This is a genomic window from Candidatus Accumulibacter phosphatis, from assembly GCF_012939955.1.
Classification (GTDB): Bacteria; Pseudomonadota; Gammaproteobacteria; order Burkholderiales; family Rhodocyclaceae; genus Accumulibacter; species Accumulibacter delftensis.
The window spans coordinates 36,752-61,586 of sequence record NZ_SPMY01000008.1 but is presented as its reverse complement, the minus strand read 5'-3'; the positions used below and the strand labels follow the sequence as shown (position 1 = coordinate 61,586).

The window sequence follows — 24,835 nt, the reverse complement described above, 5'->3', positions numbered from 1 at the left end:
ACCGGCGTCGGCTGGGTCTTCCAGTATGCGCTGACCGGCAAGGATCAATCGCTGGCCGACTTGCGCAGCGTGCAGGACTGGTACGTCCGCTACCAGCTGACCAAGGCCGGTGGCGTCGCCGAAGTGGCCAGCGTCGGTGGCTTCGTCAAGGAATATCAGGTCATCGTCGACCCGCACCGGCTGGCCAGCTATGGCGTTTCGCTGGCACGTCTGTCGCAGGTGATTCGCGAATCGAACCGCGACGTCGGCGGTCGCGTCGTCGAGCTGGCCGAGAAGGAATACATGGTGCGCGGGCTCGGCTACCTCAAGGGGGTCGCCGACATCGAGACGCTGGTGCTGAAGAGTGACGGCGGCACACCGGTGTTGGTGCGCGATGTCGCCCGCGTCGAGATCGTCCCGGCCGGACGGCGCGGGATCACCGAACTCAACGGCGAGGGCGAGGTGGTCTCGGGGATCGTCATGGCCCGCTTCGGCCAGAACGCGCTCGACGTGATCGCCAACGTCAAGGCCAAGATCGAGGAGTTGCTGCCGGGCCTGCCGGAGGGAACCGAGATCGTTCCCGTCTATGACCGTTCGAAACTGATCGAACGCGCCATCGACAACCTGAAATGGACCTTGCTCGAAGAAAGCCTGATCGTTGGTGCCGTCTGCGTGATCTTCCTGATGCACGTGCGCAGCGCGCTGGTGGCCATTCTGACTCTGCCGATCGGCATCCTGATTGCCTTCATCGCCATGCGTACGATGGGCATGGGTTCGAACATCATGAGTCTGGGCGGTATCGCGATCGCCATCGGGGCGATGGTCGATGCGGCGATCGTGATGATCGAGAACGCCCACAAGCGACTCGAACACCTGCCGTCGCACGCCACCAAACACGATCGCGCGGCGACCATGATCCGCGCCTGCAAGGAGGTCGGGCCGGCGCTCTTCTATTCGCTGCTGATCATCACCGTCTCTTTCCTGCCGGTGTTCACCCTCGAGGGTCAGGAAGGGCGGTTGTTCAGCCCCTTGGCCTTCACCAAGACCTTCGCCATGGCCGGCGCAGCGGTCCTGTCGGTGACGCTGGTGCCGGTGCTGATGATGTTCTTTATTCGCGGGCGGATCATGCCCGAGCAGAAGAATCCGGTGAACCGCTTCCTAATCTGGGTCTACCGGCCGATCATCCAGGCGGTGATGCGCCACAAGATCGTCACCCTGCTGCTGGCGGGCGTGGTGATGGCCGTCACCGTCTTTCCGGCCAGTCGCATCGGTTCGGAGTTCATGCCGACGCTCAACGAAGGCTCGCTGTTCTATATGCCGGCGTCGCTGCCGGGGATGTCGGTGACCGAAGCCGCGCGCCTGCTGCAGACCACCAACCGCATCATCAAGACCTTCCCCGAGGTCGAGTCGGTGTACGGCAAGGCAGGTCGCGCCGCCAGTGCCACCGACCCGGCACCGATGGAGATGTTCGAGACGGTGATCAATCTCAAGCCCGAGAAGGAGTGGCGCGCGGGCATGAACGTCGACAAGCTGATTGCCGAGATGGACGCCGCGCTCAAGTTTCCTGGCCTGGCCAATTCCTGGACGATGCCGATCAAGGCGCGCATCGACATGCTGTCCACCGGCATCCGTACGCCGGTCGGCGTGAAAGTCTTCGGCAAGGAGCTGGCGGTGATCGAGAAGGTCGCCCGCGAGATCGAACAGGCGGTGAAGGACGTTCCCGGCACCTCGAGTGCCTACGCCGAACGGGTCACCGGCGGCTATTACCTGGACATCACGCCGAAACGCGAGCAGCTGGCCCGCTACGGGATCACCGTCGGTGACTTTCAGCAGGTGATCGGCAGCGCGCTCGGCGGCGCGGTGGTGACCACCGCCGTCGAAGGCCTCGAACGCTACAACGTGACCGTGCGCTACCCGCGCGCCCTGCGCGACGATCCGCAACGCATCGCCAATGAGGTTTTCGTGCCCAGCCAGGCGGGAATGATCCCGCTCGGCCAACTGGCGAGCATCGAACTGCGCAATGGCCCGCCGGGAATCAAGACCGAGAATGCGCTGCTCGCCGCTTACGTCTTCGTCGATATCCGTGATCGCGACGTCGGTTCCTACGTCAAGGATGCCCAGAAAGCCGTCGCCGACAAGGTCACTTTCCCGCCCGGCTATTACGCCACCTGGTCGGGGCAGTTTGAGTACATGGAGCGCGCCAAGTCCAAGCTCGCCCTCGTCGTACCGTTGACCCTGGCGATCATCTTCGTGCTGTTGTACCTCAATTTCCGGCGCCTGACCGAGACGCTGATCGTCATGCTCTCCGTTCCGTTCGCGCTGGTCGGTGGTATCTGGCTGATGTGGTGGCTGGGCTACAACATGAGCGTGGCAGTGGCGGTCGGCTTCATCGCACTGGCTGGCGTGGCCGCCGAAACCGGCGTGGTGATGCTCATCTACCTCGATCAGTCGTGGCAGGAAATCACCGCCAAACGCCGTGCCGAAGGGGTTGATCCGAGCGCCGCCGACCTCTACCACGCGATCATGGAAGGCGCCGTCGAACGCGTGCGGCCGAAGATGATGACAGTGGTGGCGATCATGGCTGGCCTGCTGCCGATCATGTGGTCGAGTGGCACCGGATCGGAGGTCATGAGTCGCATCGCCGCGCCGATGGTCGGTGGCATGGTCTCGTCGACAGTGCTGACGCTGTGTGTCATCCCGGCGCTGTATGCGTTGGTCAAGCAGTGGCAGTTGCGGCGGGAGTTGGCCAGGGCACCGGCATTACCATTGGAGACAAGCTGATTTTGGCGGGCGCTCAGGCGAAGGCGCTGCCATTCGCGTATGGCAGCCTCGTTGCGAGTAGTACCGCTGACGTTCCAGATGATCGCGGAACGCCACGAGACGACCGCAACGGCATCTCGGAAAGTGATGCGCGCGTGGCGGGCATCGATCGCCGCGGGTGAAGGCTAGCGCTTAAGTCGCGTCGCTGTTCCGTCGCTCCACGAACCCCTATCACCAGCTACGCTCGACCATCGCACAGGTCGGTGGAAAGAAGGAATTGACCGGGCTCACTGACATCGAAATAGAGATCGGAAACCAGGGCGCACGCCTGATCGCCGGGCTTGAGTTGGGACGCCGGAGTTTTCTGAGGTTCCGGCCTACACCCCCCAAAAAGAAAGTAAAAGGAGCCGGGCTCACATTTCACTCCGTCGAGATCGATCCCGAACTGTCGCTGGTGACGACTCACGTTCCGATCTGGTGACGAAAACATAGGACTCCCCGCAGCATCCAACTTCGCGTTCGCAATATCCCCCATCCCCCTAGTTTTCCGCGCACTACCTGCGGCCGAGTCGCCCCGCCGGACGTTCGATCCAGCGATGGAACAGGCCGGCGGTCAGTAGGCTCAGAGCAAACGCCAGCACCAGGCCGACTACTGCCCCGGCAGGCGTCGTCCAGTCCATCCGGGTCCACACGGTGGCGACGATCACCAAAACCGGGAAATGGACGAGAAAAAGGCTGTAAGAAGCATTGCCGATCCAGCTGATCGTACGGCTGTGGGGCCAGTGCTGCCCCCACCCCGAGCGTAGCGAACTGAACACGAGGAAGCCAACGACGGACGCGCTCAAAAGGCGCCAGCGCCATTCGAACACCATGGCAGCGACGAACAGTAGTTGATAGAACCAGAATTCCCGACTGCTTCTGCCGACGTGCACCGCGCGCTGGATGACGATACCCATGAAGAAATAGGGGAAGAAGTAGAGCCACCAGTGATCCCAGGCTTCGTTCAGGTTGAAGTAAAACAGCGAAAAGGCCGCCAACAGCCAGCCGAGGAGACCAACGAACGGAGCTTTGTCCCGGGCGAGCGTGTCGCGTAGCAACAATCCGGCAGCGTAGACGAGGCCAAGCTGGAAGTTGATGCAGACGAACCAGAGGCCGGCCGACAATTGCTCGTAACCCAGAATGTCCTGCAGAAAGAACAGGTGCGCGAGGAGTTGCGGCAAAGAGACGGGTTCTCCGACCACGGAATCGGGCAACCAGCCGCGCGCGACAAGGTAACTCGAAACCGCCAGCGCAATGGCGCCGAGATAGGGGATGACGAGCCGAAGGTAGCGCTGGACGACGAACGAACGCATGCTTCTCAGGTTCCAGTTCTGCCGGCTCATGCTGAGCGCCATGACGTAGCCGCCCACCACGAAAAAAAACCTGCGTCGCCCGAGCGTTGAATTCCAGCCAATCGAGCATATCGCCAAGCAGCGGTGCCGCCCATTGCCGCAAGGGCGGATAGAGTGCGAAGTGGTGCCAGAGAATGACAATCGCAGCCACGGCCCGCAGGGCAGTAATGAATTGCTGTCGCTGCTTCTCCTGCGCAATCGGCGTGCTGTTGACGTACACGCCGGAACTGGCAATCGCTACTGAAAAACTCATTGTCTTCCGTTCGTGTGTAATGGCGACTTAACGCCTCACTCGGGAAACGGCTGACGCTGTACGTCCAATTCTTTACCTCCACAAGAAACAGAAACTGTAAGCCGTTGTTTTTTTTACGCTGACGGCACCGGAGCTCGAGGCCCTCGATCAACGCCGCTCGGTCCACACCAAGATCCACTTTCTGCTGCATCTAGGCTACTTCCGTGCTCGCCAGCACTCCTTCCGCTTCGAACTGCCGGCTGTGCGCGACGACGTCGACTATCTGCGCCGGCGCTACTTCGACAACAAGGCGGTCGCCGACCTCACGGTCTCGGACCATGCCCGCAAGCGCCACGTCGAGGCGCATGCTGCACATCGCCAGTCGGCCGGTCTATATCCTGCACGAGTTGGTGGATCTGCTGTGCAGGGAACGGATCGTCCTGCCCGGAGACACCATCCTTCAGAACATGGTACACAGAGCACTGGCCTTCGAGCGCAAGCGACTGGCCGGGGCACTCGAAGGATCAATGGCCACCGAGCTGGCTCGAGCTTACTTGCTTACCGTCACCTTGGCGACCATGCCGGCTTCCATATGACCTGGAATGAGGCAAGCGAAATCGACGCTGCCGGGTCGGTCAAATTTCCAGATCAGGCCGCCGCGCTGACCCGGCTTGAGGGTGATCATGTTGGGCTCTTCGTGTTCCATGCTGGGAAACTTGCGCATCATTTCAGCGTGCTCCTTGAGCTCGGCCATTGATCCGATGACCATTTCATGCGGCACCTTGCCGCGGTTCTTGAGGAAGAAGCGGACGGTCTCGCCGGCCTTGACCGTGACGTGATCCGGAACGAAGCGCATCGAGTCGTCCATGTTCACGTCGATGGTACGCGTAACGTCAGCCGCTTTCCCGGGGACGCCGACCGTGCTCGCGTGCTGGTCACCATGCATCGCATGGCCGCCCTGGTGGTCGCCAGCGGCCATCGCCGCGGCGGATGCAAGGCTCAGGAAAAGGAGGATGCTTGGTTTCTTCATGGTCATTGATCTCTCTGGTCGTTGTCTTCAATTGCGGTAAGTGGGCAAATCAATCGCGGGCTCCTGCGTCCTTGTCAAAACCAGAAGCGCAGGCCGGCAACCCACAGGGTATCGCTGGTTCGTGTGCCCTCGTCCTTGGCCAGGTCAGCGGTTCGGCCGTATTTGCCGGCCCATTCGACGCCGACGTAGGGTGCAAACTGGCGGGAAATCTCATAACGCAGGCGTAGGCCGGCAACGGCGTCGGAGACACCACTGCCGATGCCACGGGCGACATCATCCTTGCCGTAAGCATTGATCTCAATGCGCGGCTGCAGGACCAGGCGCTGCGTGAGCAACAGCTCGTACTCGGCGCTCAGGCGCAGTGCCGTACGTCCTTCATTGCCCACGTAGGCAGTCGCGTCAAGCTCGAACCAGTAGGGGGCGAGCCCTTGTACGCCGAAGGCGGCCCAGGTCCGATTGGGTCCTTCTCCCGAATCGAAGCGCACACCGAGCTGTGTGTCCCAGTAGCTGGCGATGGCGTGCCCCCATAGGACTTCGGTACGGGCGTCTTCGAGCTTGCTGTTGGCGTATTCACCCTCCGCCTTGACCACCAGACGATTGTAGTTGCGGCCGAACCAGGCCTGTGCGTCGTAGGAGGTGCCATTACCGTCGTTGCCATACACACGCTCCAGGCGATCGAAGAGCACGGCACCGAAACTATGCTCGTCCGCCAGGCGCAAGCGCTCCGGCCCGGGGAGTGCATATTTCCCCGTGTCGAGCGTATAGCCGTCCGAGTACGCGTTTGGGTCGCGGGTGTCGGCGGGCGCGCTGCCACCCTGCATCTTCATGTCGCCATGGTCCATACCTACCATGTCGCCGGCAGCGGCGGCTGGAGGAGTCTTCGTCATGCCGCCGTCGGCATCTGGCATGGCGCCAGTTTTCATCGCTTCGTGGTTCATTCCATCCATCGGCATCGCTGGCGTCGCAGCGGGACGGGTGCCACCCTGCATTTTCATGTCGCCGTGGTCCATGCCCGCCATGCCTGACATATCATCGGCAGCAGCGGCGCCCGGCATCGCCTTCTTCATGCCATCCCCGGCATCGGGCTTTGCACCAGTTGCCATGTGCTCGTGCGTCATTCCGGACATTGGCATCGCTGGTGCAGCGACGGGCGCCGGTGACGGCGCGCCATGATGTCCCGCGTGTTCGTCCGCCGCCTGCGCTGATTGCGCCCACGCGGTAGTGGCGCCCGACAAGGCGATGCCCAGAGCCAGCGCGCTGAATTTCCGCATCGTGTTCTCCCTTTTGATTGAAGCGCTCATGTCACCACCACCTCGCGGAACATGCCCGCGTCCATGTGGAACAGGAGGTGGCAGTGCCAAGCCCAGCGACCGAGCGCGTCGGCCGTGACCAGGAAACTCAAGCGCTGTGCAGGCTGTACCGGAATCGTGTGCCGGCGCGCCTGGAATTGGCCGTCTGGTGATTCGAGTTCGCTCCACATGCCGTGCAAGTGCATCGGGTGGGTCATCATCGTGTCGTTGTGCAGGATGACCCGCAGGCGTTCGCCGTAGTTGAAATGCACCGGGGTGGATTGGCCAAACTCGAGGCCGTCGACCGACCAGGCGTAACGCTCCATGTTGCCGGTCAGGTGGAGCTCGATCTCGCGCTCGGCCCCGCGTGGGTCCATCGGCCCGCCGATGGTCGACAGGTCGGCGAGCGTGAGTACCTTGCGGCCGTTGTTGCGCAGGCCGACGCCGGGGTCGTCGAGATTGGTTCGCGGCATGTCCACCCGCATGTCGGTGCTCGGGCCGTATTCAGTACGAGCATGGCGCACGATCTGGCTGGCAGTCGCCAGCCCGCCCATCGGCATGCCGTGCTTACTGTGATCCATGGCCATCGCGCCGTGGTTCATTCCGGCCATCTTCCCGTGATCCATGCCTGCCATGCCTGCCATTGCCCCATGGTCCATGCCGGCCATGCTGCCACTGGCCATTCCGCCGCCCATCGCACCCATCATGTCGGACATCGACAACTGCTCCACGGCATCCAGCTCGGGCACCGCCGGACTCAGTCCGTCACGCACGGCCAGCGTCCCGCGCGCATAGCCGCTGCGATCCATCGACTGGGCGAAGATGGTGTAGGCCTCGTCCTTCGGCTCGACGATCACATCGTAGGTTTCGCCTGGGCCGAAGCGAAATTCGTCGACGCTCACCGGCTCAATATCCACGCCATCCGCCTGCACCACGGTCATCTTGAGGCCGGGGATACGCACATCGTAGAAGCTGTTGCCGGCGCCGTTGACGAAGCGCAAGCGCAGGCGCTCGCCGGGGCGGAACAGGCCGGTCCAGTTACCGGCCGGCGTCGTTCCGTTCATCAGATAGGTGAGCGTTGCCGCCGACAAATCGGCCAGGTCGGTCGGGCTCATGCGCATTTCGTTCCACATCTGGCGCTTGCTGATTGCCGCTTGCAGGCCCTCGCGCGAGGCGTCACGGAAAAACTGGACCGCAGTCGGTTGGTGGTAGTTGTAGTAATCGCTCTGGGTCTTGAGCTTGGCGAACACCTGCATCGGATCCTGATCGGTCCAGTCGGACAACTGCACCACAAAGTCGCGGTCGGCGCGGATCGTTTCCCCGTCACGCGGCTCGATGATGATCGTGCCGTACATGCCGGTAATTTCCTGCATGCCGGAGTGCGAGTGGTACCAGTAGGTGCCGCTCTGCTCGATACGGAAGCGATAGGTGAAGGTTTCGCCCGGCGCGATGCCGGCAAAACTGATCCCGGGAACGCCGTCCATCTGGTAGGGCAGGATGATGCCATGCCAATGGATCGAGGTCGCTACCGGCAGCCGGTTGGTGACCCGGATGGTGACTGCATCACCTTCGCGCAAACGCAAGGTGGGCGCGGGGATCGAACCGTTGATGGTCGTCGCCATGCGCGGCGTGCCGGTGAAGTTCACCGCAGTCTCGGCGATTACAAGATCGATACTTTCTCCCGACAGCACCGGCGCTGCAGTTGCCGAGCCCTGGCCGACAGCCGCCAGAGCGGTGCCAACGAAGGACGGCAGGCTCGCCAGGACACCACCGGCCACAAGCCCCTGAACGAATCGCCGCCGCGGCGGGTGTGGAACGGCGAGCGAGAACGGTAAACGATTCCTCATTTTGCAATGGTCTCCAAGCAGAAATGGCGTAGCTGTCCACGGTGGCGAAGCAGCGCGGTCGTGACGATAAGCGCACCACTACGAGACCACGAAACCAGCGGTTTTAAAGCCCGGTCAGTCGGCGCTGCCGGCGTCGCTTTGAAGCCGACAATTGTGATTGCGTGTCTGATTGCCTGTACTTGTCGATTGATGAGGCCCTGGAGCGAGTGGTCAACACATCCGGCTTGGCCTGCAACGACGGCGGATGGCCTTATTGAATGCCTGCCTTGCGCTGCTCGAGCCGCACATAGGCGGTGATCTGTGCGACGTCGTCCGGGGTCAGGCCGGGAACCGGCGCCATGTCGCCGAACTTCCAGTGGTGCGCACGCGAGCCGCTTTTTACCGCCAGCTGGAATGCGGCGTCACCGTGATGCGAGGGTTCGTAAATTTTGCTTAGCATCGGTGGCCCCTTGTCGCTGCCTTGCAGACTGGCGCCGTGGCAGGACGCGCAGCTTTTCTCGAAGAGGGCCTTGCCTGCTGCCGGGTTGGGCATCAGCCCGGGGCTCGGTTGTGGCACCTGGATGCTTTGCGCCGCGACGGGCAGGCTGATTGCCGCCGCTACGATGAACAGCGCGAGCAGGCAAAGCTGTAGGTGGCTGTGGCGATGGTTTGCGGAAATCGCGCTCGCTCGACTGAAGGTCTTGCTCACTTATGCTTTTCCTTGATGGTCGTGGTGGCTGCCAGCCCCCGGTGGTGGTGCCGAGCAGCAGGAGTGTGGTGTCGACCTGGCATGCGCTTCTGCGTTGGCTTTCCGCCATTCACGAAAGCTGTCCAGGAGTCGTTTCAGCCAGGGCATCATGTGACTTCCTTGGATCTATTTCGCTTGACTGCCGTGCATGCCGGGCATCATCGGCATCCCTTTCTGCCCCGGCATACCCATGTTGCCCTGGCCGCCGCCCATCGGACAGCCTGCGCCGAAGTCTTTCATCATCGCTTGCATGTCGTCCATTTGTGCCGCCATCATCGGCATGCGTGCTGCGCCTTCCGTCTGTTGCATGGCTTGCATACGCGCCTGCATGGCCTGCATCCTGGTCTGCATCTGGTCGTGCATCGAGTCTGCCGGCGTTGCTTTTTCGGCAGCCAGCAAGGCAAGCGGTGCGCTCAGCGCAGCGGACAAGGCGATCATCAGAATCTTGCGGGGCAGAGTTTTCATGGCCATTCCTCGGTTTGGTTAGCGGTTCGTCGTTGGCAATGCATTACGTTTACGAGTATCGATGATCAATACCGACGGCAAGCTGTCACGGGAATGACATTTCTGTCATCTGCGTTCTTACTTGTTACTTGGGGTCGCCTCAGAGTCTGTGAAAATATTCCCCGCTCTCCACCGCCAAGCCACGCACCTGGGCTATAATGACGAAGTCATTTACACTCCAGGTGACGACCATGCCCGTGACGCAAGCCCTGTTCCCCGACGATGCTATGCCCCCGTTGGACGTGAATGCGCCAGAAGCTGAGAAGGCAGCGCTACCGAAGGCGTTGGCGCGAGTCTTGATGCCGAACCGCACGCAGCTTGAATGGCGTGCCAGCGATCTGGAGTCACTGCTGCCGCCTGGACATCGAGCACGGTTGGTATGGGGTTACGTCGAGCGACAAGATCTGGAAGGACTGTACGCCGGGATCAAAGTGACTGAGGGTGGCGTGGGACGGGCGGCGATTGCTCCTGAAATTCTGTATGCCCTCTGGCTTTACGCGACGCTGGAAGGTGTGGGCTGTGGGCGGGCCGTGGCCCGTCTGACCGAGTCCCATGATGCCTACCGGTGGATTTGTGGTGGCGTGCAAGTCAATTACCACACCTTGTGCGATTTTCGCAGCCGCCAGGGCGAGGCGCTCGACGATCTGCTGACCGACAACGTCGCCAGCCTGATGGCGGCGGGAGCGGTCAAACTCAAAGGGTGTGCGCAAGACGGCATGCGGGTACGCGCCAGTGCCGGTGCGGCGTCCTTCCGGCGGGAAGAGACGCTTAAAGCTTGTCGCGAAGAGGCGCGGCAACAGGTGGCCAAGCTCAAGGCCCAGTTGGATGACGACCCCGTGGGCGAAAGCGCACGCACCCAAGCGGCGCAGCAGCGTGCGGTGGCCGAACGGGAGGCGCGCATTGAAGCCGCCCTGGACCGGTTGCCCGAACTGGCGGCGATCAAGAAGGGTCAGGGCAAGGAGCCGGATAAGGCCCGGAGTTCGACGACCGATGCCGACGCGACGATCATGAAGATGGGCGATGGGGGGATTTCGGCCGGCCTACAACTTTCAGTACGCCGCCGACACCGAAAGTCAGGTGATCATCGGCGTTGAGGTCGTTACCGCCGGCACCGACCAAGGTCAGATGGTACCGATGGTCGAACAAGTCAGCGAACGCTGTGGCCAGGTCCCGGAGAACTGGCTGGTTGATGGGGGCTATCCGGGCCATGGACAGGTCGACGCAGTCGCGGACAACACGACCGTTTATGCCCCGGTGCCCAAGGCCAGGAACTCGGAAGTCGACATCCACCAACCGAAACCCAAAGACAGCCCGGCGGTCGCCCAATGGCGTCAGCGGATGGGCAGTGATGAAGCCAAGATCATTTACAAGCGTCGCGCATCGACGGCCGAATGCGTGAATGCCCTGGCACGCAACCGGGGTCTGAATCGACTACGGGTTCGCGGGCTGAAGAAAGTAAAGGCGGTCGCCCTACTCTTCGCCTTGGCACATAACCTGATGCGTACTGTCACGCTCGCACCCCACTTGGTTGGGATCGGGACAGGAACGTCCGTTGTTCCACAAATCGCCGGGTAACCGGGGAAAACAGGCAAAAAAAGGATAGATCAAGGGCCAACGGCAATCATTATCATGAATTAGGCATATTCTGGCCCGTGCTGGCGTTACCAGGGGAGCTTCGCCTCTACTGGCGCGAAGGCAATAAATTCACAACCTCTCAGGTGGTCATCGCTGCCAGCGATGCCGAGCCGGCATGCCAGGGTGCGTTGCAGGTCAGTCGCGTTCTGCGCGAAGCAGGCTGGGCGGAAGATGCGGTGCGTATCGTTCGCCACACGCCCGACCACGACCTCGGGCGCATCAGCAGCTACGCTCGCGAACTGGCGGCGTCGCTGGGCCGCGAATTCCCTGCTTGGCCGATCGACCTCAATGCCAGTGGCGGGACGAAGGTGATGTCCTTCGGCTTTCTCGGGGCCTTTGCCGGCCTGGGCGATGCCTGGTACTGCGATACTCACCACGATCTGCTCGAGCCTCTGGGTGGCGGCGAGCCGCTGTCCTTGCCGCCGGACATGCTGCGCCTGAGCGACCTCTTGCAGATGCAGGGTTACCGCGTCGTCGCCGATCCCACCTGGGGCGCCGATTTCGCCCTCGCCGCCGCCGCGCGTGCTTTTCTGACCGAGCATCTGGCGTGTTCCGCTGCGCAGCTCGGCGGCTTCTTCGGTTACGTCAACCGGTTGACCCGCGAAGTTCTGCCAAAGACGCGTCCGGATGGCATGGTCATCCGTCCGTTTCAGAGCGAAATCGTCGCCGAACGGCCGCTCTTCGCCAATCACCACCAGCTTGCCTGGGCCTTCGAACAGGCTGGTATCTGGCACTGGGACGGCGACTGTCACTTCGCTTTCGGCAGCGAGACCTTGACCCGCTACGCTGGTGGCGGCTGGCTTGAGGAATGGGTCTGGCTGACGCTCGCTGGCTTGCAGGCCGATGGCTTGATACCCGACGGCCACTGGGGCACCAATGTGCGCATCGACGCCGAGGGCGCACCGGAAGGCACCGGCAACGAACTCGACGCCGCGCTGGTGTGGCGCAACCAGCTCCTGGTACTCGAATGCAAGACCGGCGTGCAGATCACTACCGAGGGCGGTAGTCAGGCCATCCTCAACCGTCTCGACAGCCTGCGTCGGCATGTCGGCGGGGCGATGGGCGAAACCTGGCTGCTCACCGCCAGGCGACTGCATCCCGGCACCGGTTCGGCGGCGCGCGAACGCGCCCGCGCCTACCGTATCCGCCTCATCGAACCCGAGCAACTGGCGGACCTGCGTAGCGATATCGAGCACTGGATGCATCTCGACGAGGCTTCCCCTGCGCGGTCGTGACGCCCGTTGGCGCTCTCTTGTCTAGCGGGCGGCGCCACCCGTGCCTAGCGGCGAGGTGGGGCAGCTGCTGGCGCCGCGCTGGCTTTTCGCAGGCGCTGGGCGCTGTGCTAGAATCCTGCCCTCGCGGATCCGGCTGCTCGGGCCGCGCGATCCCTTCCGCGGCTGTTGCTGCCGCTGGTCGCAGATCCCGCTTTTCCATTTTTGTGCTGGGGTTGCCTTATGCCGGTTGTTACACTGCCTGACGGTTCGCAAAGAGAGTTCGCACAGCCGCTGACGGTTGCCGAAGTCGCGCAGAGTATCGGCGCCGGTCTGGCACGCGCCGCGCTTGCCGGCAAGGTCGACGGGCGTCTGGTTGACACCTCGTTCCTGATTGTCGGCGACGTGCAGCTGGGCATCATCACCGAGAAGGATCCCGAGGGCCTGGAGGTGATTCGCCACTCGGCCGCACATCTGATGGCCTACGCGGTCAAGGAGCTTTTTCCGGAGGCGCAGGTGACCATCGGGCCGGTCATCGAAAACGGTTTCTACTACGACTTTGCCTACCAGCGCCCGTTTACCAACGACGATCTGGCGGCCATCGAAAAGCGCATGGGCGAGCTCGCCAAGCGCGATATCCCGGTCGAGCGGGAGGTCTGGGAGCGCGCAGCGGCGGTGGCTTTCTTCCAGTCCATCGGCGAGCGCTACAAGGCCGAGCTGATCGAGGCCATCCCCGAGGGGCAGGAGGTATCGCTCTATCGCGAAGGCGATTTCGTCGACCTCTGTCGCGGGCCGCACGTGCCGTCCACCGGCAAGCTGAAAGTGTTCAAGCTGATGAAGCTGGCGGGTGCCTACTGGCGCGGTGATCATCGCAACGAACAGCTGCAGCGCATCTACGGTACGGCGTGGGCCAGGAAAGAGGACCAGGAAGCGTATCTGCATATGCTCGAAGAGGCCGAGAAGCGCGACCACCGCAAGCTCGGTCGGCAACTTGACCTGTTTCACCTCCAGGAAGAGTCACCAGGAATGGTTTTCTGGCATCCCAAGGGCTGGACGATCTGGCAGGAAGTTGAGCAGTACATGCGTCGTTTGCTCGGCCGGCACGGCTATTGCGAAGTGAAGACGCCGATGATCATGGATCGCTCCTTATGGGAGCGCTCGGGGCATTGGGACAACTACGCCGAGCACATGTTCACCACCGCTTCCGAAAATCGCGATTACGCGGTCAAGCCGATGAATTGCCCCGGGCATATCCAGATCTTCAATCAGGGCTTGCGCAGCTACCGGGACCTGCCTTTGCGTCTGGCCGAGTTCGGTTCCTGTCACCGCAACGAGCCCTCAGGGGCTTTGCACGGCATCATGCGCGTACGCGCTTTCGTGCAGGATGACGCGCACATTTTTTGTACGGAAGCGCAGGTGCTGCCCGAGACGGAAGCCTTCATCGACCTTTTGGAGAAGGTCTATGCCGATTTCGGGTTCACCGACATCATCGTCAAGCTATCGACGCGTCCAGAAAAGCGTATTGGTTCCGACGCCCAGTGGGACCGCGCCGAGGCCGCCCTTGGCGAAGGGCTGAAGGCCAAGGGTCGGAGCTTCGAGGTGCAGCCGGGCGAGGGCGCTTTCTATGGCCCGAAGATCGAGTTCTCGCTGAAGGATTGCCTTGGTCGTGTCTGGCAGTGCGGCACCCTGCAGCTCGATTTTGCCTTGCCCGAGCGCCTCAATGCGCATTATGTCGGCGAGGACAACGATCGGCATGTCCCGGTGATGCTGCATCGGGCAATCCTCGGTTCGCTGGAACGTTTCATCGGCATTCTCATCGAGAATTATGCTGGTGCAATGCCATTGTGGCTGTCGCCGACGCAGGCGGTGGTGCTCAATATTTCGGAGAAGCAGGGCGCGTACGCTGAACAGGTGGCGGCGACGCTGCGCAATGCCGGCCTGCGCGTCGAGGCGGATTTGCGCAACGAAAAAAATTACCTATAAAAATACGAGAACATAGCTTGAACAAGCTGCCCTACCAGATCGTCGTTGGCGACAAGGAAATGGCAGCGAACCTGGTGGCCGTGCGCACACGCGGAGGTCGGGATCTCGGACAAATGTCGATCGAGGCTCTGACTGGGCAACTTCTGGATGAAGTGGCCGCGCGAAGTGGTACGGCTTAACTTCTGTAGACACAAGGAGCGGAACCATCGCACTGCAAAAGGCGCAACGTATTAACCAAGAGATCAATGCATTAGAAATCCGGCTCATCGGCGAGGATGGCGAGGCATTGGGGGTCATGAGTTCCAGGGAGGCACTGTCGCTGGCTGAGGAAGCGGGGCTCGATCTGGTCGAGATCGCTCCGATGGCGCGACCGCCGGTTTGCCGGATTGTCGATTTTGGCAAGTTCAAGTACCAGGAGCAGAAGCGCCAGCACGAGCAGCGACAGAAACAGAAGCAGGTGCAGGTCAAAGAGGTCAAGTTTCGCCCCGGTACCGACGAGAACGACTACCAGATCAAGCTGCGTAACATGACGCGCTTCCTGGACGAAGAAGACAAGGTCAAGGTCACTTTGCGCTTCCGCGGTCGAGAAATGGCGCATCAGGATATCGGCATGCGCCAGATCGAGCGTATCAGAGGTGATTTGCAGGAAATGGCGGTGGTCGAGCAGATGCCGAAGATGGAAGGGCGGCAGATGGTCATGGTGCTGACGCCGAGCAAGAAGAAATCGTCGTAGAGGTAGATGTAGAAGCAGGTCCTGATACAAATCCTGGTAGCAAAAACAAGTGCGGTCGGGTCGAAAGTGCTCCCGTCGGGAGACACCTGGCAGCATGTTTATAAACGGAGCATGAAATGCCCAAAATGAAGACCAAGAGTGGAGCAAAAAAAACGCTTCACGGTCAGCGCCAGCGGCCGCATCAAGCGCGCGCAGGCGTTCAAGCGTCACATTCTGACCAAGAAAGACACCAAGACCAAGCGCCAGTTGCGCGGGACGACCGAAGTTCATGCAGCTGACAAGGCCATGGTTCGTTCCATGATGCCTTACGCTTGAGGAGATAAGAGATGCCCCGAGTCAAACGCGGTGTAACCGCGCACGCCCGCCACAAGAAAATCCTCGCCCTGGCCAAGGGTTATCGCGGTCGCCGCAAGAACGTCTATCGTGTCGCCAAACAGGCGGTGATGAAGGCCGGTCAGTATGCCTATCGTGACCGTCGCCAGCGCAAGCGTCAGTTTCGCAGCCTCTGGATTGCCCGTATCAACGCCGCGGCCAGAGAACTGGGCATGAAGTACAGTACCTTCATGAATGGCCTCAAAAAGGCGCAGATTGAAGTGGATCGCAAGGTGCTCGCCGATCTGGCTGTTTTCGACAAGCCGGCTTTTGCCGCTCTGGCCGTGCAGGCCAAGGCCCAGCTCGACGCCTGAGCTCGACCCGTGTCAAGAAAGGAGGCGCTAGCCTCCTTTTTTTTCGGTGAACCATGCATAACTTCGATCAAATAGTCCAAGCCGCGTCGGCCGCCTTTGCGGCGACCGACGACTCCGACGCCCTGGAGCAAGTCAAAGCCACCTATCTTGGCAAGAGCGGCGAGATTACCGCCTTGCTGAAAGGCTTGGGCAAGCTTCCCGCCGACGAGCGCAAGAGCGTCGGTGCGAGCATCAATCTTGCCAAGGACGCCGTCGAAGCAGCGCTCAACGGGCGCCGCGAAGCGCTGCGCCAGATGGCGCTGGCCGCGCGCCTGGCTGAAGAGGCGCTGGACGTGACCCTGCCGGGTCGAGGACAGTCGCGCGGTGGCCTGCATCCGGTCACGCGGACGCTGGAGCGCATCGAGTCGCTGTTCGCCTCGATCGGTTTCGAGGTTGCCGATGGGCCGGAAATCGAGGCCGACTTTCAGAACTTCACGGCGCTCAATACGCCGGCAGATCACCCCGCCCGTTCGATGCACGATACTTTTTATTTGCAGGACGAGTCCGGGGGCGTTGCCGAGAACGTCTTGTTGCGCACCCATACCAGCCCGATTCAGGTGCGCTACATGCAGGCCCATGTCGCCCGCTTTGCCGGCGCAGAAACGATGCCGGAAATCCGCGTGATCGCGCCAGGGCGTGTCTATCGCGTCGATTCCGATGCCACGCATTCGCCGATGTTCCATCAGGTCGAAGGGCTGTGGGTCGGCGAGCGGGTCAGCTTTGCCGACTTGAAGGGTATTATCGGTGACTTCCTGCGCCGCTTTTTCGAGAGCGACGACCTGCAGGTGCGCTTCCGCCCGTCATTCTTTCCCTTCACCGAGCCGTCGGCAGAAATCGACATGGCCTTCATGAGCGGTCCGCTGAAAGGCCGCTGGCTGGAGATTGCCGGTTGCGGCATGGTCCATCCGAACGTCTTGCGCCACGTCGGCATCGACCCCGAGAAGTACATCGGCTTTGCCTTTGGCATGGGACCGGACCGGCTGACGATGCTGCGTTACGGTGTCAATGACCTGCGCCTGTTCTACGACGGCGATCTGCGCTTTCTGCGCCAGTTCGTCTGACCGTGGCCTGTGATCCTGCCGCCGACCATGCCTTCTCCTGAGTTCTCGCGTTCATGAAATTTTCAGAATCCTGGCTTCGTAGTTTCGTCGACCCGGTTTGTTCGGGTAGCGAATTTTCGCATCTGTTGACCATGGCTGGTCTCGAAGTGGAGGAGGAGGAAGCGGTCGCTCCGGCCTTCGACAAGGTGCTCGTCGCGCAGGTGCTCGCAGTCGAAAAGCATCCTGATGCCGATCGCCTCAATGTCTGCCGTGTCGATATCGGTTCGGGCGAAACGCTGCAGATCGTTTGCGGGGCGCCGAACGCGGCTGCCGGGATCAAGGTGCCGTGCGCGCTTCCCGGTGCCGAACTGCCGGGCGGCTTCACGATCAAGGTCGCCAGGGTGCGTGGCGTGGCCTCGGCAGGCATGCTCTGCTCGGCCAAGGAACTCGGCATCGCCGAAGACGCCGCCGGCTTGCTCTTGCTGAGCAGCGATGCGCCGGTGGGCGAGGATATTCGTCACCATCTCGATCTCGATGACCGCTTGTTGACCCTCAAGCTGACGCCGAATAGGGCCGACTGCCTGTCGCTGGAAGGTGTCGCCCGCGAGGTCGCCGCACTGACCGGAACGCTGGCGCGATTTACGCCGGTCGATGCTGTCGAGGTGTCCATCGCCACTGCACGGGCCATTGTTCTCGATGCCCCGGAAGCTTGCCCACGCTACTGCGGGCGGGTGATCACCGGCGTCGACGCTGCGGCGCCGACCCCGACCTGGATGAGTCGCCGCCTCGAGCGCAGCGGTATTCGGCCGATTTCCGCCGTGGTCGATATCACCAACTACGTGATGCTCGAACTCGGCCAGCCACTGCACGCTTTTGACAACAGCCGCCTGCACGGCGCCATTCACGCGCGCATGGCGCTTGCGGGCGAAAAGATCACCCTGCTCAACGAGCAGACCCTGGAGCTGCAGGACGATGTGCTGCTGATCGCCGATGAGCAGCGGCCGCTGGCGATGGGCGGCGTGATGGGTGGCGAGGAAAGCGGCATCAGCCTGGCCACCAGCGAGTTATTCCTCGAGTCGGCTTTCTTTGCGCCGACGGCGATCGCCGGTCGCGCGCGTCGTTACAGCTTTGTTTCCGACGCCTCACATCGTTTCGAGCGCGGCGTCGATTTCGGCGGCACGCGGCGCGCGCTCGAACGCGCGACGCGTCTGGTCCTCGATATTTGCGGTGGTCAGGCCGGGCCGGTGAGTGAAGCGTTGGCGACCCTGCCCGAGCGCCACGAGGTTCGCCTGCGCCCGGCGCGCGTCGCCAAGGTGCTTGGCGTAGCACTCGACGGCGAACAAATCAGCGCCCTTTTTTTCGCGTCTCGCGCTGCCATTTCGCAGGCAAGCCGACGACTTCATCGTCACCCCGCCGAGCTACCGCTTCGACATCGAGATCGAGGAAGACCTGATCGAAGAGCTGGCGCGCCTGCACGGCTATGAGAACATCCCGGCGACATCGCCGACGGGCTTGCTGGCGATGTTGCCACAGACCGAGCAGGCACGACCCCTGGCGCGTGTGCGCCAGATCGTTGCCGATTGTGGCTATCAGGAGGTGGTCAACTTCGCTTTCGTCGAAGAGGCATGGGAGCGTGATTTTGCCGACAACAGCAAACTGATTCGCCTGGCCAACCCGATTGCCAGTCAGCTGAGCGTCATGCGCTCGACCTTGATCGGCGGTCTCGTCGCCAACGTTGCCAGCAACCTCAAGCGGCGACAGGCGCGGGCTCGTTTTTTCGAGACCGGGCGATGTTTTTTCCGCGACGCCCAGGGCGAACCGGTGGCCGGCTTTCGACAGCCGTGGAAACTCACGGCACTGGCTTACGGCAGTGCTTTTCCCGAGCAGTGGGGCTGTGCCGCACGCAAGGTCGATTTCTTCGACATCAAGGGCGATCTTGAGCGCTTGCTCGCACCGCGCATTGCCCACTTCGAGGCGGCGCAGCATCCGGCCCTGCATCCCGGGCGCAGTGCACGCGTCGTCGTCGATGGCCAGGCCATTGGCTTCGTCGGCGAGTTGCATCCGCAGTGGCAGCAGAAATACGAACTGCCGTTGGCGCCGGTCGTTTTCGAAGTCGATCTGGATGCTATAGTCATGGCCAGCCTGCCGCAATACACGGAGGTCTCGCGGCAACCACCGGTCATACGTGATATGGCTATCGTGGTCGATCAGAAACTGGATTTGCAGCCCTTGATCGACGGCATGATCGCCAGTCGTTCGGAAATTGTTCGTGAAATCAATCTGTTCGACGTCTATGTCGGGCCTGGGGTCGAGGCTGGCAAGAAAAGCCTTGCCTTCCGAATAATGATGCAAGATACTCGAAAAACATTACAGGAAGTCGAAGTCGAGGCCGCCATGCAGCATCTGGTGGGCTATCTGCAAACGACATTCGCGGCGCAGCTTCGGGTCTGAGAAAGGGAGGGTATGACGCTTACCAAAGCAGAGCTGGCCGAATTTCTGTTCGAGAAGGTCGGCCTGAACAAGCGCGAGGCCAAGGACATGGTGGAGGCTTTTTTTCGAAGAGATCCGCAATGCGCTGGAACGGGGGGGATGGCGTGAAGCTCTCCGGATTCGGCAATTTCCAATTGCGCGACAAACCGCAGCGGCCAGGCCGCAACCCAAAAACTGGCGAAGAAATCCCGATCACTGCGCGACGCGTGGTCACTTTTCATGCCAGCCAGAAACTGAAGGCCGAGGTGGAGCACGCTTATGATGGAAGCCAATCCTAGAGACATCGGCAATGAGCCGTTGCCGGCCATACCGGCCAAGCGTTACTTCACGATCGGCGAGGTGAGCGAGCTGTGTGGCGTCAAACCGCACGTGTTGCGCTATTGGGAGCAGGAGTTTTCGCAACTCAAGCCGGTCAAGCGCCGCGGCAACCGCCGCTACTATCAACACCACGAAGTGCTCTTGGTGCGCCGTATCCGGGAGCTTCTCTACAGTCAGGGTTTCACGATCAGCGGTGCTCGCAATCGGCTCGAAGATGACGAGCCGCAGGCCGCCAGCAGCGATTCGGTGATGAGCAACGAGGTGCTGCGTGCCGAGTTGCTGAGCATTGCAGAAATGCTGCGCCTTGAAGGGCACTGACGACGATTTCGGTTATAATTCGCAGCTTGTCGGGGCGTGGCGCAGCCTGGTAGCGCACTTGCATGGGGTGCAAGGGGTCCCGAGTTCGAATCCCGGCGCCCCGACCAAAAGAATCAAGAAGTTAGAGAAAAGCAAGAAACCGGCCTCGCGCCGGTTTTTTGCGTGCGCCGAGGAGCGTTCAGGTGCTCGCGCTCTTCGCGGCTTCCGGCGCTGCACCGCTTCGCTCGTCCCCTTGCCGGTGTCGCACCTTCTGCGCGCGCTTGGCGCGAGCGACCGCGTTATGGTTGTCGGCCGCATTCAATCGACCATCTTCGCCTGTTTCACCGGCACCCAGACCCTGAACCGCGTGCCTTCGCCCGGTAGCGAGTCAAGCTCGATGCGACCGTGATGCTTCTGGACAATATTGTAGGAAACCGACATTCCGAGCCCCGTTCCCTTGCCCACCGGCTTGGTCGTGAAGAAGGGTTCGAAAAGCCGCTTTTTCGTTTCCGCGCTCATCCCGAGACCGTTGTCCTGAACCTCCACCCACACCCACTCGTCCTGATGACCGGTCGCTAGCGTGATTGTGCCCATGCCCTTGCTTTCGTCCAGTGCCTGCACGGCATTGACGATGAGGTTCAAGAAAACCTGATTGAGCTGTGCAGCGAGGCACTCGACGGCCGGCAAGACGCCGTAGTTCTTGGCGACGGTGGCCTTGTACTTGACTTCGTTCCACACCACGTTGAGTGTCGAGTCCAGGCCGGCATTGAGGTCGGCATACTGCCAGTCGGATTTATTGACGTGCGAGAAATCTTTCAGATCTTCGACGATCTTCTTGATGCGCAGCAGTCCATCCTCGCTTTCCTTGATCAAATCGGGCAGATCCTCCTGCAGGAAATCAATATCCATGGTTTGCGTCAGGGCGCTGATTTTCTCGCGCAACTCGACATCGCCGATCTGTGTCGCGGCGCCCTGATAGGTCATGATCAGCTGCAGCATTTGTTGGCAGTATTTCTTGAGCGTCTGCAGATTTGAATTGACAAAGCCTACCGGGTTATTGATTTCATGTGCGATGCCGGCGGCAAGCTGGCCGATCGAGGCCATCTTCTCTGCTTGCAGGAGCTGGTTCTGCGCCGCTTCCAGCTTTACGATCAATTGCGCCTGGGCGTCCTTCTCCTGGTGCAGGGCGCCGATCGCGTCGTGCAGCTTGTGCTGAGCGATCGCCGTGTCGGTGTAGTCGAAGACCGTGCCGCAAACCAGCGCTACCTCGCCGCCAGCAAAGCGTATCGGCAGGAAAGTGACATTCTGGCGCATCTCGGCAAGGCCGCCGGTGATTGGCCGACTGTTTGCGAAGCGGAACAGATACGGCCGCAGGTTCCACAAGGTGAACGCGTTGTTGCCAAGGATAAAGACACTTTCCAGCTTCTTTTCTAGCCACGCTCGGGGCAGTTCCGGAAACATGGCGAACAGGTTCTGACCCAGCATGGCAGCGCTCGACTTGCCGCTATGGATGGCCATGAAGGTGTTCCAGAGCACGACCGTGGCACTGCGATCGACGGCGAAAATACCCACGTCGATGCGCTCGACCAGCGATTCGAGCAGCGCACGGGTCTCGCCAACCTGAGCGGCCGCTGTCACTCAGAGCTCCTCGATGAAGCGGTCAAGCGCCCGGCGCAGGGCGGCGACTGCGTCGTCCGGCATGAGCATCACCAGATGACTGCAGAAGGTCCGCTGCTCGATCCCGAAGCGCACCTCGACCAGGACTGCGCTGCGCGCGCTGATTTCATCCACCTGCAGGAGCTTGCCGGTGGCCACCTGGTCAGCGAGCAGGGAGGGCGCCGAAAAGCCGATCGCGGTGCGTAGTAGCTGCGCTATGCCGCCGAGGCAGGCGCCGACGAGAACGTTGCTGATGTCGAGCAGCAGCTCGAGGCTGGCCGGGCCGTCCAGGGCGTCATCGTAGCAAAGCAGCTCAGCCAGGTCGCCTGCCGAATGCCCGGAAAAAATGACGATCGCCTCGCCACGGAGTTCGCCAAGGAAGGCCTGGCGGACGGCCGAAGCGACGTCGCCGCCGACGAGCGCGGCCAATGCGGCGGGTATCCCGGCCGCCTCCACGGCGCTGATCCGTGGTACCGACAGCTCGACAAACTCGCCCAGGACCTTGGCAATCGAGGCGCCGGCCTGACCCATGCCGATATTCGCCACTTCCTGCAAAGCCTCGCGCTGCTCTTCGCTGATGCATTCTATGGTCATACCAGGAGCCCATATTCCTTGAGCACCGCCCTGACGCGCTCGGTATCAACCGGCTTTTTGATGAAGGCGATGGCGCCCATCGCGCGGACGCGCGCCTGCGCCGCCTCCTGGATGTCCGCCGAAACGACGATGACCAGACAGTTCAGGTCTTCGCTGCGCAGCGTTGCGAGGACCTGATAGCCGTCCATCTCCGGCATGGTCAGATCCAGGAACATCACATCGACCCCTCCCTGCCGGTAATGCGCCAAGGCGTCGCTGCCATTCGATACCTGCGTGACGGTGATGTCCCAATCGGGCGGCAAGGCTCGAATCAGCATTTTGCGCGCCATCGCCGAATCATCGACGACCAGAACCGAAACCGGCATTTTCGCTCCTCAACTTATTGGGCTGCTTCGTTCTTCGGCTGTTTTATGGGTACCCAGACCCTGATCCGTGTGCCTTGCCCGGGGGGCGAGTCCTTTGCTCATGCTGCGCCTGCTGTCCTTTCCGCGGATCGTGGCACGCAACAAGGACCGGTGCGGCAGCGACGACCGTTCGTCGGAAAATGCAGCGTTGCGCGCGGACGCCGCTCGCTGGTCGGTGGCGAATGATCATACGCGGCTTTGACCGACCCTGCGCGCCGCTTCGACGGCCAAAAGCGCCTGTTTACGGTCGCCGCCCCAGCGATAATTGCCGACATCACCATTCTCGCGAATGACGCGATGGCAGGGAATGAGAACCGCGATACGGTTGCGGGCCAGCGCCGAAGCGACCGCGCGTTGGGCGCGAGGATGCTCGATGCGCGCGGCCAGTTCTCCGTACGAGACCACCTCGCCCGGGGCAATGTCGATCAGCGCTTGCCAGACCTTGAGCTGAAAATTCGTACCACGGAGGAGAAGGTGCAGCGGTCGTTCGTCGCCGACCAGCGAGAAAACGCGTCCGATGCTGCTTGCCAGCGCTGCATCGTCGCGGAGCAGTCGCGCGTGCTGCCAATCGGCCTGCAGTTGCCGTATGGCGCCCGCATCGCCATCGCCATCGCCATCGGCGTCGTCGGTGCTGTCATTGGCGTTCACGAACTGCAGATGGCAAAGGCCACGCGCGGTGCTGCCGGCAATGACCCGCCCGAAAGGCGTCGGCGCGAAGCCATAGGTGATCTGTAGCCCCTCGCCGAGGGAGCGCACTTCGCCTGGTGTTGCTGCGTCGCAGGCGACCATCAAGTCGTGCAGACGGCCGGGTCCGGAGAGTCCTGCCGCGTGCGCTGCGGCGAGCACGTCGTACTTGCCACGGAGCAGCGATCGGGCGTGTTCGGTGGTCAGGTATTGCAGAAAGCGCTTCGGCGAAATGCCGACCCAGACGCTGAACAGGCGCTGCAAATGGAAATGGCTCATGCCGACGTGTGCGGCGATCTCCTGCAGGCTGGGCTGGCAGGGGCGGCGCTGTTTGACGAAGCGAATTGCCCGGGCGACCGTTTCATAGGCGCGGCAGCGGGCGGCGAGCTCGTTCATGCCGTTTGCCCGCAGCGCCCGAGCAGGCCGGCGGTCAGTGCGATGCCGGTCAGGATCAGTGCGCCGCCGAGCAGGGTGTGCCAGCCGACAGCTTCGTCGAGGAATAGGGCCCCCCAGAGAACGCCGAAGACCGGGATCAGAAAAGTCACCGAAAGTGCGCGCGTCGGGCCGACATCGTCGATCAGGCGAAAATAGAGCAGATAGGCGGCGCCGGTGCAGACGATCGCCAGCAGCGAGACGGCTGTCCAGTCGCCGACATCGGGCGTCTGCCGCACAGGGGCCAGAAGGAACAGCGGCAGCAACACCAGGGTAGCCATCCACATGCTGCCGTGCGCATTGCCGAAGGGCGTCGCCAGGCCGGGTCGGGCCTTGGTGTAGAGGCTCGCCAGGCTATACGAGAGCGGCGCGAGCAGCCCGGCGGCGACCGCCGGCCACTCAGCGCTGCCGGCCAGCGCGAGGTTCTGGCCAACGAGCACGCTGACCCCAGCCAGGCCGCAGCCGAGGCCGAGGGCGACGCTGCCGGTCAGCGGTACGCCCAGCCAGAGCGCGCCGATCGCTGCTCCGAAGAGCGGCGAAGTGGCGTTTAGAATCGCCAGCAGCGAGGCCGGCAGCGATTGCGCGGCGTAGGCAAAGAGGAGGAAGGGGAGCGCCGAGTTGAGGACGCCAATGCTCAGAAAGTGCTTCCACAGGCGGCCCATTCCCAGCGACTGTTTCAGGACGCGGGCGACCAGTCCGAGGAATACGGCGGCGATGCCGACGCGAAACATGATCAGCGCCACCGGACCGAAGGCCGGGACGCTGACGCGCATGAACAGAAACGAAGCGCCCCAGATCGCAGCGAGCAAGAACAGTCGGGTGATACTGGCAGCATTCATGCAGGGCTTTCGTAAGGAGGGGGTGGGCTTCGATT

At 61.9% G+C, this 24,835-nt stretch carries 19 protein-coding genes, 1 tRNA gene and 6 pseudogenes; 15 read left to right on the top strand and 11 right to left on the bottom strand.

Annotation, left to right across the window (positions count from 1 at the left end; all coding sequences use genetic code 11):
• Positions 1–2,760: efflux RND transporter permease subunit (locus tag E4Q23_RS03235; protein WP_169065293.1), on the top strand; the 2,760-nt coding region annotated here is incomplete at its 5' end.
• A gap of 256 nt (positions 2,761–3,016) precedes the next feature.
• The gene (locus E4Q23_RS03230; protein WP_169065292.1) at positions 3,017–3,220 is read left to right on the top strand and encodes a hypothetical protein; all 204 of its coding nucleotides are present in this window, start codon (positions 3,017–3,019) and stop codon (positions 3,218–3,220) included.
• A gap of 73 nt (positions 3,221–3,293) precedes the next feature.
• Here the strand turns inward: E4Q23_RS03230 and E4Q23_RS03225 are convergent, their stop codons facing one another.
• Positions 3,294–4,151: an acyltransferase family protein gene (locus E4Q23_RS03225; protein WP_169065291.1), complete on the bottom strand. Its 858-nt coding sequence runs from the start codon at positions 4,149–4,151 to the stop codon at positions 3,294–3,296.
• 350 nt (positions 4,152–4,501) lie between these two features.
• Between E4Q23_RS03225 and E4Q23_RS25085 the strand changes: the two are divergent.
• Positions 4,502–4,663, top strand: a pseudogene (locus E4Q23_RS25085) (hypothetical protein); the annotation flags it as partial.
• A gap of 249 nt (positions 4,664–4,912) precedes the next feature.
• On the opposite strand, the gene E4Q23_RS03215 reads toward E4Q23_RS25085, so the two are convergent.
• The 5 genes from E4Q23_RS03215 to E4Q23_RS03195 form a co-directional block, all read right to left on the bottom strand.
• The gene (locus E4Q23_RS03215; RefSeq protein WP_423753301.1) at positions 4,913–5,398 is read right to left on the bottom strand and encodes a cupredoxin domain-containing protein; all 486 of its coding nucleotides are present in this window, start codon (positions 5,396–5,398) and stop codon (positions 4,913–4,915) included.
• A 68-nt stretch (positions 5,399–5,466) separates the two neighbouring features.
• A complete protein-coding gene (locus tag E4Q23_RS03210) occupies positions 5,467–6,663 on the bottom strand; it encodes a copper resistance protein B (RefSeq protein WP_169065290.1) in 1,197 nt (398 codons plus the stop codon).
• A 26-nt stretch (positions 6,664–6,689) separates the two neighbouring features.
• A complete protein-coding gene (locus tag E4Q23_RS03205; RefSeq protein ID WP_169065289.1) occupies positions 6,690–8,528 on the bottom strand; it encodes a copper resistance system multicopper oxidase in 1,839 nt (612 codons plus the stop codon).
• A gap of 250 nt (positions 8,529–8,778) precedes the next feature.
• A complete protein-coding gene (locus tag E4Q23_RS03200; RefSeq protein WP_291997172.1) occupies positions 8,779–9,216 on the bottom strand; it encodes a c-type cytochrome in 438 nt (145 codons plus the stop codon).
• Between the two features lie 165 nt (positions 9,217–9,381).
• A complete protein-coding gene (locus E4Q23_RS03195; protein ID WP_169065288.1) occupies positions 9,382–9,720 on the bottom strand; it encodes a hypothetical protein in 339 nt (112 codons plus the stop codon).
• Positions 9,721–9,950: 230 nt separating this feature from the next.
• Here E4Q23_RS03195 and E4Q23_RS03190 point away from each other — a divergent pair.
• The 11 genes and pseudogenes from E4Q23_RS03190 (at position 9,951) to E4Q23_RS03140 (ending at position 20,319) form a co-directional block, all read left to right on the top strand.
• A pseudogene (locus E4Q23_RS03190) lies at positions 9,951–11,334 on the top strand (IS1182 family transposase).
• Between the two features lie 77 nt (positions 11,335–11,411).
• Positions 11,412–12,629 (top strand): Card1-like endonuclease domain-containing protein, encoded by a 1,218-nt coding sequence (locus E4Q23_RS03185; RefSeq protein ID WP_169065287.1) that lies wholly within the window; start codon positions 11,412–11,414, stop codon positions 12,627–12,629.
• Between the two features lie 219 nt (positions 12,630–12,848).
• Positions 12,849–14,767 (top strand): annotated as a pseudogene (gene thrS / locus E4Q23_RS03180) (threonine--tRNA ligase).
• Positions 14,768–14,793: 26 nt separating this feature from the next.
• Positions 14,794–15,321: a translation initiation factor IF-3 gene (gene infC, locus E4Q23_RS03175; RefSeq protein ID WP_169065296.1), complete on the top strand. Its 528-nt coding sequence runs from the start codon at positions 14,794–14,796 to the stop codon at positions 15,319–15,321.
• A gap of 116 nt (positions 15,322–15,437) precedes the next feature.
• A pseudogene (rpmI, locus tag E4Q23_RS03170) lies at positions 15,438–15,636 on the top strand (50S ribosomal protein L35).
• Between the two features lie 11 nt (positions 15,637–15,647).
• Positions 15,648–16,007, top strand: coding sequence for a 50S ribosomal protein L20 (gene rplT, locus E4Q23_RS03165; RefSeq protein WP_042335591.1), 360 nt, complete (start codon positions 15,648–15,650; stop codon positions 16,005–16,007).
• Between the two features lie 53 nt (positions 16,008–16,060).
• Positions 16,061–17,107, top strand: a complete 1,047-nt coding sequence (gene pheS, locus E4Q23_RS03160; RefSeq protein WP_169065286.1) for a phenylalanine--tRNA ligase subunit alpha — start codon at positions 16,061–16,063, stop codon at positions 17,105–17,107.
• A gap of 53 nt (positions 17,108–17,160) precedes the next feature.
• Positions 17,161–19,537: pseudogene (gene pheT, locus E4Q23_RS03155) on the top strand (phenylalanine--tRNA ligase subunit beta).
• A 12-nt stretch (positions 19,538–19,549) separates the two neighbouring features.
• Positions 19,550–19,854, top strand: a pseudogene (locus E4Q23_RS03150) (integration host factor subunit alpha).
• Positions 19,838–20,212, top strand: a complete 375-nt coding sequence (locus tag E4Q23_RS03145) for a MerR family transcriptional regulator (RefSeq protein ID WP_169065285.1) — start codon at positions 19,838–19,840, stop codon at positions 20,210–20,212. The pseudogene E4Q23_RS03150 and the gene E4Q23_RS03145 overlap by 17 nt, the downstream one beginning before the upstream one ends.
• Positions 20,213–20,242: 30 nt before the next feature.
• Positions 20,243–20,319: transfer RNA gene (locus E4Q23_RS03140), tRNA-Pro, on the top strand.
• A gap of 190 nt (positions 20,320–20,509) precedes the next feature.
• On the opposite strand, the gene E4Q23_RS03135 is transcribed toward E4Q23_RS03140, so the two are convergent.
• From E4Q23_RS03135 to E4Q23_RS03125, 3 genes are read right to left on the bottom strand one after another with little or no spacing between them, the layout of a single operon-like run.
• Positions 20,510–21,829: an ATP-binding protein gene (locus E4Q23_RS03135; RefSeq protein ID WP_169065284.1), complete on the bottom strand. Its 1,320-nt coding sequence runs from the start codon at positions 21,827–21,829 to the stop codon at positions 20,510–20,512.
• The gene (locus E4Q23_RS03130) at positions 21,830–22,441 is read right to left on the bottom strand and encodes a chemotaxis protein CheC (RefSeq protein ID WP_169065283.1); all 612 of its coding nucleotides are present in this window, start codon (positions 22,439–22,441) and stop codon (positions 21,830–21,832) included.
• On the bottom strand, positions 22,438–22,806 hold the full coding sequence (locus E4Q23_RS03125) for a response regulator (RefSeq protein ID WP_169065282.1): 369 nt from the start codon (positions 22,804–22,806) through the stop codon (positions 22,438–22,440). The genes E4Q23_RS03130 and E4Q23_RS03125 overlap by 4 nt, the downstream gene beginning before the upstream one ends.
• 100 nt (positions 22,807–22,906) lie before the next feature.
• Here E4Q23_RS03125 and E4Q23_RS03120 point away from each other — a divergent pair, with 100 nt between their 5' ends.
• Complete coding sequence (locus E4Q23_RS03120; protein ID WP_169065281.1) at positions 22,907–23,047, top strand: hypothetical protein; 141 nt, start codon at positions 22,907–22,909, stop codon at positions 23,045–23,047.
• Here E4Q23_RS03120 and E4Q23_RS03115 read toward each other — a convergent pair.
• Both E4Q23_RS03115 and E4Q23_RS03110 read right to left on the bottom strand, forming a co-directional pair.
• Entirely contained in the window at positions 23,032–23,925 is an 894-nt protein-coding gene (locus E4Q23_RS03115) for a methylated-DNA--[protein]-cysteine S-methyltransferase (protein WP_169065280.1), read from the bottom strand. The genes E4Q23_RS03120 and E4Q23_RS03115 overlap by 16 nt on opposite strands.
• Entirely contained in the window at positions 23,922–24,800 is an 879-nt protein-coding gene (locus E4Q23_RS03110) for a DMT family transporter (RefSeq protein ID WP_211203618.1), read from the bottom strand. Before E4Q23_RS03110 ends, E4Q23_RS03115 begins: the two co-directional genes overlap by 4 nt.
• Positions 24,801–24,835: the final 35 nt, after the last annotated feature.

Bases quoted from the DNA above. Each gene is read 5' to 3' on its own strand.
- rplT (WP_042335591.1), top strand. From the start codon at position 15,648: ATGCCCCGAGTCAAACGCGGTGTAACCGCGCACGCCCGCCACAAGAAA.
- E4Q23_RS03145 (WP_169065285.1), top strand. From the start codon at position 19,838: ATGGAAGCCAATCCTAGAGACATCGGCAATGAGCCGTTGCCGGCCATA.
- E4Q23_RS03210 (WP_169065290.1), bottom strand. From the start codon at position 6,663: ATGCGGAAATTCAGCGCGCTGGCTCTGGGCATCGCCTTGTCGGGCGCC.
- pheS (WP_169065286.1), top strand. From the start codon at position 16,061: ATGCATAACTTCGATCAAATAGTCCAAGCCGCGTCGGCCGCCTTTGCG.
- E4Q23_RS03195 (WP_169065288.1), bottom strand. From the start codon at position 9,720: ATGAAAACTCTGCCCCGCAAGATTCTGATGATCGCCTTGTCCGCTGCG.
- E4Q23_RS03110 (WP_211203618.1), bottom strand. From the start codon at position 24,800: ATGAATGCTGCCAGTATCACCCGACTGTTCTTGCTCGCTGCGATCTGG.
- E4Q23_RS03130 (WP_169065283.1), bottom strand. From the start codon at position 22,441: ATGACCATAGAATGCATCAGCGAAGAGCAGCGCGAGGCTTTGCAGGAA.
- E4Q23_RS03205 (WP_169065289.1), bottom strand. From the start codon at position 8,528: ATGAGGAATCGTTTACCGTTCTCGCTCGCCGTTCCACACCCGCCGCGG.
- E4Q23_RS03125 (WP_169065282.1), bottom strand. From the start codon at position 22,806: ATGCCGGTTTCGGTTCTGGTCGTCGATGATTCGGCGATGGCGCGCAAA.
- E4Q23_RS03115 (WP_169065280.1), bottom strand. From the start codon at position 23,925: ATGAACGAGCTCGCCGCCCGCTGCCGCGCCTATGAAACGGTCGCCCGG.
- E4Q23_RS03215 (WP_423753301.1), bottom strand. From the start codon at position 5,398: ATGACCATGAAGAAACCAAGCATCCTCCTTTTCCTGAGCCTTGCATCC.
- E4Q23_RS03120 (WP_169065281.1), top strand. From the start codon at position 22,907: ATGCTGCGCCTGCTGTCCTTTCCGCGGATCGTGGCACGCAACAAGGAC.